General features: G+C 60.3%; 11 protein-coding genes and 1 pseudogene. 6 read left to right on the forward strand and 6 right to left on the reverse strand.

What is annotated here, in order from left to right; genetic code table 11:
• Positions 1-125: 125 nt before the first annotated feature.
• The 3 genes and pseudogenes from GNZ13_RS13405 to GNZ13_RS13415 all read left to right on the forward strand — a co-directional run.
• Positions 126-644, forward strand: a pseudogene (locus tag GNZ13_RS13405) (IS6 family transposase); the annotation flags it as partial.
• A 188-nt stretch (positions 645-832) separates the two neighbouring features.
• Positions 833-1,543 (forward strand): thiolase family protein, encoded by a 711-nt coding sequence (locus GNZ13_RS54230; protein WP_407945629.1) that lies wholly within the window; start codon positions 833-835, stop codon positions 1,541-1,543.
• Between the two features lie 1,288 nt (positions 1,544-2,831).
• On the forward strand, positions 2,832-3,218 hold the full coding sequence (locus GNZ13_RS13415) for a RidA family protein (protein WP_172164774.1): 387 nt from the start codon (positions 2,832-2,834) through the stop codon (positions 3,216-3,218).
• A gap of 89 nt (positions 3,219-3,307) precedes the next feature.
• On the opposite strand, the gene GNZ13_RS13420 is transcribed toward GNZ13_RS13415, so the two are convergent.
• The 5 genes from GNZ13_RS13420 to GNZ13_RS13440 form a co-directional block, all read right to left on the reverse strand.
• On the reverse strand, positions 3,308-4,144 hold the full coding sequence (locus GNZ13_RS13420) for an ABC transporter permease (protein ID WP_172164776.1): 837 nt from the start codon (positions 4,142-4,144) through the stop codon (positions 3,308-3,310).
• A 37-nt stretch (positions 4,145-4,181) separates the two neighbouring features.
• Complete coding sequence (locus GNZ13_RS13425; protein WP_172164824.1) at positions 4,182-5,444, reverse strand: ABC transporter permease; 1,263 nt, start codon at positions 5,442-5,444, stop codon at positions 4,182-4,184.
• 101 nt (positions 5,445-5,545) lie between these two features.
• On the reverse strand, positions 5,546-6,595 hold the full coding sequence (locus GNZ13_RS13430) for an ABC transporter substrate-binding protein (protein WP_172164779.1): 1,050 nt from the start codon (positions 6,593-6,595) through the stop codon (positions 5,546-5,548).
• 70 nt (positions 6,596-6,665) lie between these two features.
• A complete protein-coding gene (locus tag GNZ13_RS13435) occupies positions 6,666-7,769 on the reverse strand; it encodes an ABC transporter ATP-binding protein (RefSeq protein WP_328807227.1) in 1,104 nt (367 codons plus the stop codon).
• Between the two features lie 56 nt (positions 7,770-7,825).
• Positions 7,826-9,220 (reverse strand): aspartate aminotransferase family protein, encoded by a 1,395-nt coding sequence (locus tag GNZ13_RS13440; protein ID WP_172164782.1) that lies wholly within the window; start codon positions 9,218-9,220, stop codon positions 7,826-7,828.
• A gap of 252 nt (positions 9,221-9,472) precedes the next feature.
• Here GNZ13_RS13440 and GNZ13_RS13445 point away from each other — a divergent pair, with 252 nt between their 5' ends.
• From GNZ13_RS13445 to GNZ13_RS13455, 3 genes are all read left to right on the forward strand, one after another.
• On the forward strand, positions 9,473-10,072 hold the full coding sequence (locus tag GNZ13_RS13445; RefSeq protein ID WP_236001982.1) for a helix-turn-helix domain-containing protein: 600 nt from the start codon (positions 9,473-9,475) through the stop codon (positions 10,070-10,072).
• Between the two features lie 181 nt (positions 10,073-10,253).
• Positions 10,254-11,180: a fumarylacetoacetate hydrolase family protein gene (locus tag GNZ13_RS13450; protein WP_236001983.1), complete on the forward strand. Its 927-nt coding sequence runs from the start codon at positions 10,254-10,256 to the stop codon at positions 11,178-11,180.
• 14 nt (positions 11,181-11,194) lie between these two features.
• On the forward strand, positions 11,195-11,977 hold the full coding sequence (locus tag GNZ13_RS13455; protein ID WP_172164788.1) for an N-acyl homoserine lactonase family protein: 783 nt from the start codon (positions 11,195-11,197) through the stop codon (positions 11,975-11,977).
• A gap of 76 nt (positions 11,978-12,053) precedes the next feature.
• Here GNZ13_RS13455 and GNZ13_RS13460 read toward each other — a convergent pair whose 3' ends face one another.
• Positions 12,054-13,493: an aminotransferase-like domain-containing protein gene (locus GNZ13_RS13460; RefSeq protein ID WP_236001984.1), complete on the reverse strand. Its 1,440-nt coding sequence runs from the start codon at positions 13,491-13,493 to the stop codon at positions 12,054-12,056.
• Between the last annotated feature and the right edge of the window lie 26 nt (positions 13,494-13,519).

Genomic DNA, 13,519 nt, shown 5'->3' on the forward strand with positions numbered 1-13,519 from the left:
GCAACTGTTCGTACATTGGCAACGGGGAATGACAGGCTCGTTCGCTTGATGGGAGCGGTGTGAGTCGAGAGGCTCACGCACCGTTCTGCGAGAGGCTGGAGGTGAAATTCCTCCGGCCTACTCACCTGTTGCCGGTGCTGGAGAAAGCGTTTCGCCTCCGCAAGCGGCCGGTTGGCAAGAGCTGGCGGATGGACGAGACCTACATCCGCGTCAAGGGGGAATGGCGATATCTCTACCGGGCCGTCGACAAGGACGGCAACACCGTCGACTTTCTGCTACGCGCCCATCGGGACAAGACTGCAGCCCGGCGTTATTTTGAGAAATCGATCGCCCAGAATGGTGTGCCCGAGACGGTAACCATCGACAAAAGCGGCGCCAATCTCGCCGCGCTCGAAGCGATCAATGCCGATCGTGAAGCGCCTATCAAGATCCGGCAGTCGAAATATCTCAATAACCTCGTCGAACAGGACCATCGGGCGATCAAGCGACGCACGCGGCCCATGCTGGGGTTCAAGACTTTTCGCTGTGCCCGGATCCTTCTGGCCGGCATTGAGGTTATGCGCATGATAGCGAAAGGACAGATGAAGTGTGCTCGCGGAACCGATCCGTCCGCCGCTGATCAATTCTACGATCTCGCAATATAAGCAGTACTTCGCATATCAATTTCGGTCGCCCCTCGAACCTTACCGCGACAAAGCCCGAAATCGCTCTGGTCATCGGTGCCGATAAATTGAGTACGCAGGCCGGGCCATTACCACGGCACCCTGATGATTTCGACGGATCGCTTGGTATGAGTCCCCCCGCCGTCTATGCGGCACGCGCCAAGCGCTACATGCATGAGTATGGTGCGACCGACGAAGACCTCGCTCTTGTATGTGTCAAGAACCGGCGGCATGCGCTAACGAACAGGAACTCGCTGTTTCAAACGGAGACCTCAGTTGAGGAAGTGCTCTCGTCGAGGCTCGTCGCGGATCCGTTGACTTTGCTGCAATGCTGCGCCCGCGCCGACGGCGCGGCTGCACTAGTGATCGGCAACGAGAACTGGGCGAGAAAAGCTCAGCGTGCCCCAGTTCGGATACTCGCGTCTCAACTGACTTCCGGAACGTATCGCGGGGATTTTCGCGACTTAACGTCGCCCGAAATTACGGTTCGTTGTGCTGCGCAGGCGTATGCCGAGGCGGGCGTCCGTCCTGCGGACCTTCACTTGGCGGAAGTCCATGATGCCTTCAGTATCGCTGAGTTGCTCTATTATGAAGCATTAGGTCTTTGCAAACCCGGGGAGGCCAAGCACTTGATTCGTGAAGGCGCGACCTCGGTTGGCGGTCGAGTTCCTGTGAACCCGAGCGGCGGCTTAATCGCCAAGGGCCATCCGCCTGGCGCGACGGGCATTGCCCAAGTAGTCGAAGTTGTGAAGCAGCTTCGCGGAGACGCAGGTCCCCGCCAAGTCAACGGGGCCAGCACTGCGCTTACGCATTGCACAGGTGGAGGAGTCTCGGGGCTAGATCATGGTGCGTGTACGATCCATATTCTAAGTAGAGGTTAAGGCATTGTTATTGGCAGTCGGTCAATGCGTGTCCAGTTGTAAGCCCCCTAGCTGAGCAGACATTGGGGGACCGCATAATAGAACTGCTCCGGTCGCCGTCCGCCCCAGTGCGGCCACGAAGAGAGGCTAACGACAATTGCCTAGCCGCGCGGCCGTGAATATGGGGACCGGCGCGCAGCTTTACGTGATCGATGCAGTTCTTTTACCTAACGGGAACAAAATTACTTGAACCGAGGGCAACGCATGTCGGAGCAACATTCGGTCGGCACGTGAGTTTACATAATTAAAGTCGGCGAATTTTTGACATGAGAGGTCGAGGCCAGATCCAGATTTCAGGCGCTGCAATCCGCCGCGAAACGGGCAGGGCGGGATAACACCCGTTATCGCCGCAAAGCTTCGCAAGACGGTCCTGTACAGGGCATGAGGGACGTAGGGTTCGGCCACAGGTGCAGGCTGCCGGATCCCCGGATGACGCCATTTCGGACATTGGGGCGGGTCGGGTTTTACGTCAGCAGTGTGGCGGATTGCAGACAGTGGCGGCATCGACCAACCCGACGGCAGCTTCCTGCATCAGCGAAGTCTCGCTTTCGGTCGAGGGCGTGTGGAAACTCGATTTTCGCGGCTGACGGCGAGGTTGGCGGTCCGGTCGATCAAGTTAGATGCCTCGAGCTTGCGCTATTCGAGCAATGCGAGCGCAAGAAGCCTCTCAGGGCCTCAGCTTCCAGCCATCCTCATCCCCTTCATTGTCCTCGCAACCCCAAGTATATTCATGACTCGCTTGAGGTTGTATGCCAGTAACCGGCCATCCGATTGTCAAAGACGAACGCTCTTTCTACGGCCCTATAGAAAGCATTCGCATAATGCCGACCATCTACCGGACGGCTCAGTACAGCGAGCGGCGGTTATGCCAAAAGTCGTCGTTGCGGTTGGAGAAACTTTTGTGGCGGCTCAGGGCTGATCGAGCGGCAAAAAGGGACTAACCGATCGCCTGAATAGCTTCCTCTACCGTTGACATTTCTTCAATAGTAGATATATTCTACGACCTCGAACACCCTGCGTCTCTGACGACGCTCCAAGGGCGCTCGGCTGGCAATCGTTTCGTTTGGGCGTGGCCCGGGAGTCAGATTGCTTTCTGGTTCCTCATGCCTTGCGACATGCATTATGGACTGCTGATTTATGAATGCGTTCGGCATTTCCGTGTTCTCGATCGCAATCAAGTCGCAATAGCTCAAAGCAGCAGGCCAAAAGCTGTCCTCACTAGAAATCTCTAGAACAGAAGGAATTAACCATGACTATTCAATTGCATAACCCTGCTGGAATCGCGCCACCGTTCTCATGCTACAGCCATGGCGCGTCGGTGCCGGCTGACGCGCGCTGGCTGTATGTCTCGGGCCAGGTTGGCGTTACGACTGATGGCATCGTTCCAGATGACCCCGTGAAGCAGATCGAACTGGCCTGGGACAATCTACTGGCGGTGCTGGCCGATGCCGGTATGGGCGTGACCGATCTGGTCAAGGTCGACGGCTTTATCACCCGGCCGGACCTCGTGCCTCATTATCGAAAGGAGCGCGAGCGGCGAGTGGCTGGTCACGCCGCTGCTACCACCATGGTCATCGTCGCCGGCCTGGCGGAACCCGACCTGCTCGTGGAGATTCAGGCGGTCGCAGCCCGTTAGGCATCGCGCCCTGTGCGTCAGCGGCGCGTCGGGCACTTCTCGATGGAGGTGCCCGCTACTCAATCAGGCCGTCGCCGTGTCGTTGCATGTCAGGCAACAGCGCCTCTCGCGTGACGTCCACGCAACCATTCAAGCGCGAGCAGCAGGCTCGTCGAGAACAGGATCAGGATCGTCGCCAGCGCAGCGATGGTTGGGCTGATGTTCTCGCGGATGCCAGTGAACATCTGGCGCGGCAGCGTCGTCTGGTCGGCGCCCGCGAGGAACAGCGTGACCACCACTTCGTCAAACGATGTTGCAAAGGCGAAAAGCGCACCTGACATCACACCAGGTGCGATCACCGGCAGCGTGACGCGGAAGAACGTCTCAACCGGATTTGCGCCCAGCGACAGGCTCGCACGCACGAGGTTATGGTTGAAGCCCTGCAGTGTTGCCGCGACGGTCGTGACGACGAACGGGGCGCCGAGCGCCGCATGCGCGGCGATCAGACCGGTATAGGTGTTCGCGAGTCCGAGCGGGGCGAAGAACAGGTACATGCCGACGCCGACCACGACGACCGGCACGATCATCGGCGAGAGCAGCACAGCCATCAGCAGACCTTTGCCGTGGAAGTCGGCCTTAGTGAGGCCGATCGCAGCGAGCGTACCGAGCACGGTCGCGACGACGGTCGCCGATGGCGCGACGATAAAACTGTTCTTCGCGGCCATCCGCCACTCGTCCGAACTGATCAGGTGCTCGTACCAGCGCATCGAGAAGCCCGGAATCGGATAGACGAGAAATGTGCTCGACGAGAACGACAGCGGCACGATCGCGAGGACCGGCAGGATCAGATACAGCAGCGTCAGCACGACGAGCACGCGCAGCGCGACGTACCACGCGCGTTCGACGAACGACATATGCGGCGCGAACAGCGGTCTGGCAAGTTTCATGATCGGATACTCCTTCTTTTTGCGCGATCGTCTCGGCTCAGCCGAGGCTCAGTTTCGAGCGTGTGAAGCGGCTGTACACCGCGTACAGCACGAGCGTTGCCGAGAGCAGCAGCCCGCCGAGCGCGCACGCCATGCCCCAGTTGATCGTATCGTTCGTGTAGTAGGCGACGTAGTAGCTGACCATCTGGTCGTCCGGGCCGCCGAGCAGTGCAGGGGTGATGTAGTAGCCGATCGCGAGAATGAACGCGAGCAGCGCGCCGGCGGCGACACCCGGATAGGTCTGCGGCACGTACACTCGCCAGAACGCCGCGAACGGATGACTGCCGAGCGATACGGCCGCGCGCTGGTAGGTCGGCGGAATCGACTTCATCACGCTGTAGAGCGGCAGGATCATGAATGGCAGCAGGATGTGCGTCATCGAGATGTACACGCCGACGCGGTTGAACAGCAGCGCCAGCGGTTGCGCGATCAGCCCGCTGCCGATCAGCGCCTTGTTGACGAGCCCGTCGTTTTGCAGCAACACGATCCACGCCGCGACCCGCACGAGCACCGAGGTCCAGAAGGGAATCAGCACGAGGATCATCACGAGATTCGCGCGGCGCTCGGACAGTCGCGAGACCCAGTACGCGAGCGGATAGCCTAGCAGCAGCGCGAACAGAGTGACCGCCATGCCGATCAGGAACGTGCGGCCGAAGATTGTGAGGTAGATCGACTGCTCGGGATCTGCGTGCACGATATGGCTGAAGCCGTCCTGCTTGTGGTCGAGTGCGGCGAGCAGATAGAACGGCGAGATCCGGCTGCCGTTTTTCGCGATCGACTGCCAGTAGGTGGCGTCGCCCCAGCGCGCATCGAACTCGATCAGCTTCTCGCGCGTCTGCGCGGGCGTCAGCGGCTGGTCGCTGCTGCCCTTGAGCGGCATCGCGCGCGCCGTTTTCGCCACGAACGAACGAAAGCCGGGAATTTCCAGGTTCAGACGCGACGCGAGCGTGCCCATTCCGTCGGTGCCGGCGAGCTTCGTCATGTCGGCTGCGAGCGCGGCGTAGGCAGCGTCGGGTGGTGGCGCGTGACGGTCCCAGCCCGACAACGCCGCGACTGTGTTCGGCAGCGCCGTCGCGATCTCGGGGTTCTGCACCGCGCGTGTGAGCAGCGCGCCAATCGGCACGACGAAGATGAGCAAAACGAAGATCGCGAGCGGCGCGATCAAGAGGAGCGCCATCGCCCGTTTACGAGCCCCGGCTAAGCGGAGTTCGCGCTTGAGCGCGGCCGTCGACAGTGTCGACGAGGAAGGGGCGATCGTCATCGTATTCAACGTTTTTCTCCGGCCGGACCGCGACCCGGCGGAATGCCGCACGACGCGATGCGCGCCGCGCGGCCGGTTGGGTCAGAAAAACATCCGCACGCTTACTTCGCGGCCCATGCGGCGAAGCGCTGCTCGAGTTCGTCGCCGTGATCGGTCCAGAAGCCAATGTCCTGCAGCGTCGCGTCTTTAGCGTTCGTCGGCGAGTTGGGCAGATTCGCGAGGGTCTTGGCGTCGAGCGACTTGAGCGCCACGACATCTGCCGGGCCATACGCGATATGTTGCGTGAACGCCACCTGCGATTTGGGCGTGAGCGTGTACGCGATGTACTGCTCGGCGAGCGCCTTGTTCGGCGTGCCCTTCGGAATCACCCAGTAGTCGAGGTCGTATATGCTGCCGTTCCACATGACCTTCAGGTTCTGGCCTTCTCTTTGTGCGGCGTCGATGCGGCCGTTGAACGCGGTCGACATCACGACATCACCGGCGACGAGGAACTGCGGCGGCTGTGCACCCGCCTCCCACCACTGGATGTAGGGTTTCAGCTCGCCGAGCTTCTTGAACGCACGATCCTGGCCGGTCTTCGTGGCGAGCACCTTGTACACGTCCTTCGGCGCAACGCCGTCGGCCATCAGCGCGAACTCGAGGTTGTAGCGCGCGCCTTTGCGCATCGCGCGTTTGCCGGGGAATTTCTTGACGTCCCAGAAATCGGCCCAGCTCGTTGGCGCCGTCTTGAGTTTATCGGCGTTATAGGCAAGCGCCATTGACCACACAACGAAGCCGACCCCGCAGGTCTGCGGCGCTTCTGGGACCAAATCCGACTTCTTCGCGATCTTCGACCAGTCGAGCTGTTCATACAAGCCCTCATCGCAGCCGCGGTTCAGCTCGCCCGACTCGACCTCGACGACGTCCCAGTTGACGTGCTTTGCCTCAACCATGGCCTTCACCCTGGCCTGCTCGCCGTTGTACTCGACGACAGTGACCTTGTTGCCGGTCGCTTTTTCAAACGGCTCGTTGAATGCGATGTTCTGCACTTGCCCCCAGCTGCCTCCGAAGTTGACAACCGTCAGTTCCGCAGCGGATGCGGGTGCTCCGGATATCACCAGCGTGAGCGCGAGCACCGTGCAGGGCGCGGCAAAGTTTGCTCGAGTGATCATGGTTCCTTCTCCTCAATGACGAAAACGAATCGTTGTGTCGGACTGGCCAGCGTAGAAATCGTGTAGACAGCTACGCAAAAACGCGCAGATGTTCGGGCGCGAATGCGAGTGTCACGGGCGCGCCGGGTGCAAAGCGTTCAAGTGCACCGGTACCGATCGGTACCTTGACGAAACATTCGTCTTGCCCTTTGAACGCGCAGCGCATCCGCACGTGGTCCCCGAAATAGATCAGACTGCGCGCCTCTCCCGCCAGCGCGTTTGCCGCTGCGCCGTTCGCTCGATCGCTGCCGTACACTACGTTCATGCGCTCGGGGCGAATGCATGCGATGGCGGAGGCGCCCGCCGCCGCGTTGCCGATATTGCGCCCGACGAGCCGCGTTCCGTCGTCAAGCCGGAAGTCGCAAAATTCGCCGTCCACTGACGCGATCGTCCCGCGCAACCGGTTGCTGTCGCCGACGAAGTTCGCCACGAACTCGTTGCATGGCGATTCGTACATACGGTCTACGGTGTCGAGCTGCTGCACGACGCCTTTGTCGAATACCGCGACCCGGTCTGACATGGTGAGCGCCTCGTCCTGATCATGCGTGACATAGACGAACGTCAGGCCGAGCTCTGCGTGCAGGGACTTCAGCTCGTACTGCATGTGCTCGCGCAGTTGCTTGTCGAGCGCGCCAAGCGGCTCGTCCATGAGCACGAGCTTGGGTTTGGACACGAGTGCGCGTGCGAGCGCGATGCGCTGCTGCTGGCCACCTGACAGTTGTGCCGGATAGCGCTTCTCGAAAATTTCCATGCGTACCATTCTCAGGGCTTCGTTCACACGCGCGGCACGTTCGGTAGCAGGCACCTTGCGCACGCTGAGGGGATACGCCACGTTCTGTCCAACCGTCAGGTGCGGAAACAACGCATAGTTCTGAAACACCATGCCGATGTCCCGCTTGTGAGGGGGGACGTTGTTGAGCAGCTTGCCGTCGAGGTGGATCTCGCCACCGGTAGGAAATTCGAAGCCTGCAAGCATCATCAGGCAGGTCGTCTTGCCGGAGCCTGAGGGTCCGAGCAAGGTAAGAAATTCTCCGCGGTAGATATCGAGATCGAGCGATTTGACGACGAGCGACTCGCCATCGTAAGTTTTCCTAACGCTTCGAAAGCTGACAATCACTTCTTGAGTCTTCGGCACAGCTGCCTCCGTTCAACGCGACAATTACCAACAGGATGCGGAGCGAAGCGGTAAGGTCAGCCCGCGTCTGCGAGAGCCCGCTCCGCAACCTCGTCCACGGCCTGCTTCACGATGCCAACGATCTCGTCTGCCTCGTCGCGGCTCATCACGAGCGGCGGTGCGAAGCCGAGGATGTCGCCGTGCGGCATGGCGCGCGCGATCAGACCTCGCTGCAGCGCGGCTGCGGCAACCCGCGGCCCGATCTTCAGGGCCGGGTCGAAGGGCCTGCGCGCTTCCTTGTCTGCCATGAATTCCAGCGCAGCCAGCATGCCCGTGCTGCGCACCTCGCCCACCAGCGGGTGTGAGCCGAACGCTTCACGCAGTTGCGCGCCGAAGTACGAGCCCACTTGCGCGGCGTTTTCCACCAGCTTTTCGCGCTCGATGATCGTGAGATTGGCGAGCGCCGCGGCCGCGCACACCGGATGCCCGGAGTAGGTCCAGCCATGTCCCATCGGTCCGTGCTCCTGCGAGCCCCGCGCAATCACGTCCCAGACCTTTTCGCCCACGATCACACCGGAGAGCGGCGCATAAGCGCTCGTAAGTCCCTTCGCAACGGTAATGAGGTCGGGTTGGATGCCAAAGTGCTGCGCACCCATCTTCGAGCCGAGCCGGCCGAAACCGCACACGACTTCGTCGCAGATCAGCAGAATGTCGTGCTTTTTTAGTACCTGCTGGATCGCTGTCCAGTAGCCGGCTGGAGGCGGCACGATCCCGCCGGTGCCCATTACAGGCTCACCGATGAAGGCTGCGATTGTGTCGGCACCTTCACGTTCAATCAGCTTTTCGAGTTCGTCCACGCAGTACGATGCGAACGCGGCCTCATTCATTCCCGTGGGCGCCTTGCGATACCAGTGCGGGCAGACCGTGTGCTTCACGCGCTCGATCGGTAGATCGAAATGCTGATGGAAGCTCGGCAGGCCGGTGAGACTGCCAGTCACGATGCCAGAGCCGTGATAGCCGCGCTCGCGCGAGATGATCTTCTTCTTGTTCGGGCGGCCCAGCACGTTGTTGTAGTACCAGACGATCTTGATCTGCGTTTCGTTCGCGTCCGAGCCGGACATGCCGTAGTACACCTTCTTCATGCCGGGCGGCGCCCAGTCGATGAGGCGCGAAGACAGTTCGATGATGACGTCTGACGAATGGCCGACGTAGGTGTGGTAATAGGCAAGCTGCTTTGCTTGCTCATACATGGCGTCGGCGACTTCAGTGCGGCCGTAACCGATGTTTACGCAGTAAAGTCCCGCAAACGCGTCGATGTACTGCCGGCCTTCATGATCTTCGATGCGGATGCCACTGCCGCCCCGCACGATCTTGCCGGGCAGCGCGCCGCTCTGGTGATCGTGAGCGTGCGTGGACGGATGCATGAAATGTGCGCGGTCCTGCTCGAACAATGCGTCGATCGATTGAGTCATGTTGTCTCCTGATTCGGGCTCGAGCCTTGGCCGAAGGCGGCGCGGCGCTGGCCCGGATAACAATGGTTTGATTGCATTGCGCTGCGCGTTTCTTCGAAATCCGATCGTTTCGTCTTACATGGTAGACATAATCTACTATGGAAGATACACTAGCAGACAGAAAGCGAGCTATCAAGCGTTTTCAAAAAAGCTTGTGACGATGCGCTAGACTCTCGCCGACCCCCTTATGAATAGTCATAGATGAACAGTCTTATGGAACTTCCACCTGAAGCAGCAGGCGATCACGACGAGTTGAATCAGGAATTTGGGCGACGCATGCGCGCGTTGCGGGAACGCGGCGAGCTGACGCTCGAAGAACTCGCGACAAGGTCCGGCGTGAGCCGGGCGATGCTTTCGAAGGTCGAGCGAGGCGAAAAAAGTCCGACCATCGGGGTAGCAAAACGGATCGCGCACGCTCTCGAGACGACGCTGAGCTTTCTTACCGGCGGCGTCGAAGACCGGCAAGCCGTAGTGGTGGTTCGTCGCGAACAGCGGCATATTTTCCGCGACAGCGAAACCGGCTTCGAGCGCCACATTCTTTCTCCGACCATGGTTGGCAGCCAGGTTGAGTTGCTCCAGCACTGGCTGCCGGCTGGCGTGTCGACTGGCATGATGCCGGCCTACCGAACCGGAACAGAAAAGCACGTGACCGTCGCAGAGGGGGAGTTGATCGTTTCTCTACCGGACCAGGAAATCCGCTTGTCGGAAGGCGACACCCTGTTCTTCGAGGCCAGGGTCGAGCACGCTTTCAGTAATCGCTCCAGAAAGCATTGCTCCTATTACCTTGTGATCTCCCGGCGCGAGGATAAGTAAGTCAGGCAGGCCGTGGCCGTCAGAAAGGGTGGTCATTGACATTCTCCTATCGTAGATATATTCTACTATTTCATCCCGGTGAAAATGCCGGGAATCAGCCTCGCGGCGTCTCGTTACTGCGATCGCCCAGGTCGCGCCATTCTCTTCATTCCGCTTCAGCAATGTTCATAAGGAGTGCAAATTGAAAAACGCAAACCCAAATCTTGAAGTAGGGGACCTCGGCCTGAAGTTGGCCAATCTCCGCATGGATGGTGCACTCGCCCTCGGCGCCGAACTCGACGGCCGGATCGTGAATATCACACAGGCTGGCGTCAACTTCGAAATACCTGCGCCGGTGGATATGGACGATTTGCTTCAGAACGATCGTGCTGCCGACGTATCGGCTATCGTCAGTCGCCTTCGGGAAGACGGCGGAATCGGATCGGTTGAGGTACATGAGGCTGCTTTCGCTCCTCTTGTCACGCGGCCACGGAAGATCATCTGCGTGGGGTTCAACTACCAGGCGCATGCGGCGGAGACGGGAACGCCCATTCCCAAGGCGCCGCCAATCTTCAGCAAGTTTGCGAACGCACTCAATCACCATGACGGCAACATTGAACTGCCTACTATGGTAGACAAGGAGTTCGACTACGAGACGGAACTCGTGATCGTTTTCGGGCGGAAATGCAAGAACGTGTCGAAGGAGAATGCGCTATCTGTTGTTGCGGGCTACGCGGTCGGCAATGACTTCAGCGCCAGAGGTTTGCAGAACATCACGACGCAATTCACGGCGGGGAAGATGTCGGATGGTTTTGCTCCAGTGGGTCCCTGGCTCGTTACCCGCGATCGCGTGCCCGAGCCGAACAACCTGAGGCTGCAAACCTGGGTGAACGGCGAAATCAGGCAGGACGGCAATACCAGCGAAATGATCTTCGACTGCCGCGAGATCATCCGCTACGTCGCCGGCATCATGACGATCGAGCCGGGCGACATCCTTTTTACCGGGACGCCGCCGGGGGTGATCTGGGGGCAAAAGGTGCCGCGTGACGAGCGTCAATGGCTTAAAGCGGGCGACAAAGTGGTGTCCGCGATCGAAGGGCTCGGTGAGCTCGCCATTCATCTTCGCTGAGAACGGGGGCAGCTATGAGCCATGACGCGACAATCGAGCGACTCTACGTTCTCGACGCAGGCATAGCGCAGGTCGACGATGCCTCGATTTACTCTCCCGGATTCAATGTCGGCAAACCGATGACATTGAGCTGCAACGCGTATCTCATCCGCCATCGCGGACAATGGATGCTATGGGACACCGGCACCCAGGACGATCTGATCGGCGAGCCGGAAGGCCGGATCATCGCCCACGGTATCCGCGGAACGATCAGTAAGACGATCGCTTCGCAACTTCAGGAAATCGGGGTTGAGCCTGATGAAATCGGCACGCTGGCACTTTCGCATGCGCATTACGACCATGTGGGCAATTGCCGGCTTTTCACGAAGGCCGAGTGGATCGTGCAGAAGGCTGAATATGAGTCCATGTTTGGGCCGGATCCTGACGCGTTCGGATTCAGGCCTGAACTGTACGGCACGCTGCGCAACAACAGGCTCAGGTTGATCGAGGGCGACCACGACGTTTATGGAGATGGCGCCGTCCGTATCATTTTCACGCCCGGTCATACCCCTGGCCATTGCTCGCTGTTGCTAAATCTTCCCGAGGCCGGACGCGTCCTGTTGAGCGGCGATGTTGCTCATAATCGGCGCAACTTCCAGTGCAGATGCGTTCCCTCTTTCAATGTCGATGCATTGCAGTCAATTGCGTCGATGAACAGGGTCGAAGAGCTTTTGGAGACTGAGGGCGCGACCTTGTTTGTCAATCACGACGTTGTCCAGAATGCAACCTTGCCTCATGCGCCCGACTGGCTCTCCTGATCGCAATATGCGTAGGTGAACCGCTGCGTTTCCCGTACAGGCCCCTTTGATTCACCTGTGCATGCGCCAAAGTCGCTCAGCGCGCGAGCTGAGCCTGCGCGAGCCGGGCCAGGCGATGGACGCCGTCCTCTATGCGGTCGCTCCAGACATGCCCGGCGCTCAAGCGCAGGCAATTGCGAAAGCGCCGGCTTGCTGAGAAGACGTCACCGGGCGCGAAGCAAATGCCTTGTTCGAGCGCTTCGTCGAAGAGAGCGCGCGAGTCAAAACGCCTCGGCAGTTCCAGCCAGAGCATGAAGCCACCTGCTGGCCGGCTTACTTTTGTGTCGGTCGGGAAGCTTGTCTCGATCGTACGTGTCATGCGTCCGAGGTTCTCTTCGAAGATGCGTCGCACGCCACGCAAGTGTGCATCGTATGCGCCGCTCTCCAGAAAGTCGGCGAGCGCGACCTGAGGCAGGACAGGACAGCAGAGGCTGAACGCCAGCTTGCGTTCCATCACCTGCTGCGCATAGGCGCCCGCCACAATCCAGCCGACTCGATACCCGGGTGCCAGACTTTTCGAAAACGAGCTGCAGTAGATCGTATTGGCGCCGCCGTCGAGCGCAATGAACGGCTTGGGCCGCTCGCGACCGAAGTGGATGTCGCCGTAGACGTCGTCTTCGATCAGCGGCACGGCATGCCGCGCGAGCAGCGCAAGGAGCGAGCGCTTGTCGGCTTCGGCCATCGCGCAGCCTAGCGGGTTGTTGAAATTCGACGACAGTACGCAGGCGGCCACCGGTTCCGTATCGAGCAGGCGGGCGAGCGCGTCGACCTCGATGCCGCGCGCCGGGTCGGTGGGCAGCTCGAATGCCTTCAGGCCAAGCACTTCGAGAGTATGGAGGAGGCCAAAGTAAGTGGGCGATTCGATCGCAATCGAATCACCACGCTTCGCGACTGCGGTCAGCGCGAGTGTCAATGCCTCGGTGCAGCCGTTCGTGATGAGCAGGTCGTCGGGCGACAGCGCATGTCCGAAGTGCATCGCCCGTTTCGCGATTTCGCGGCGCAGGCGCGGGTCGCCTTGCGGCGCGCAATAGATGTTGTAGCGCGTGCCGTGTTGACGTGCGGCACGCGCGAGCGCGAGGTCGAGCCGCTTCGATTGCAGCAGCGCCGCGTCGGGTACGGCGCAGCCGAGCGGCACCAGCGTGGGGTTCGATACGTGTTCGAGCAGTCCCGCGACGGCTCCGCTGATCGACACGGTCGACGCTTTCGCGCGCGGCCGCGAGATCGATGGCAACGCGAGCGCGCCGCGGCGCGAGCCCGCGACGTAAAAGCCTGACTGCGGCCGCGCGACCAGGATGCCGCGATCCTCGAGCAGACGATACGCCTGTAACACCGTGGAGATGCTGATGCTGTGCTGTTCGCTGACGGCGCGCACGGATGGCAGACGCGTGCCCAGCGCGAACGCGCCATTGTCGATCATGCCAATGATGAGCTCGGCCAGGCGCTCGTAGCGGTACGGAGTGGGCGTGTCCATGTCCATGGCAGGGCTCGTAACGGTGTAATCGG

The sequence above is a fragment of the Paraburkholderia elongata genome (genome assembly GCF_013177735.1).
Taxonomy (GTDB): domain Bacteria; phylum Pseudomonadota; class Gammaproteobacteria; order Burkholderiales; family Burkholderiaceae; genus Paraburkholderia; species Paraburkholderia elongata.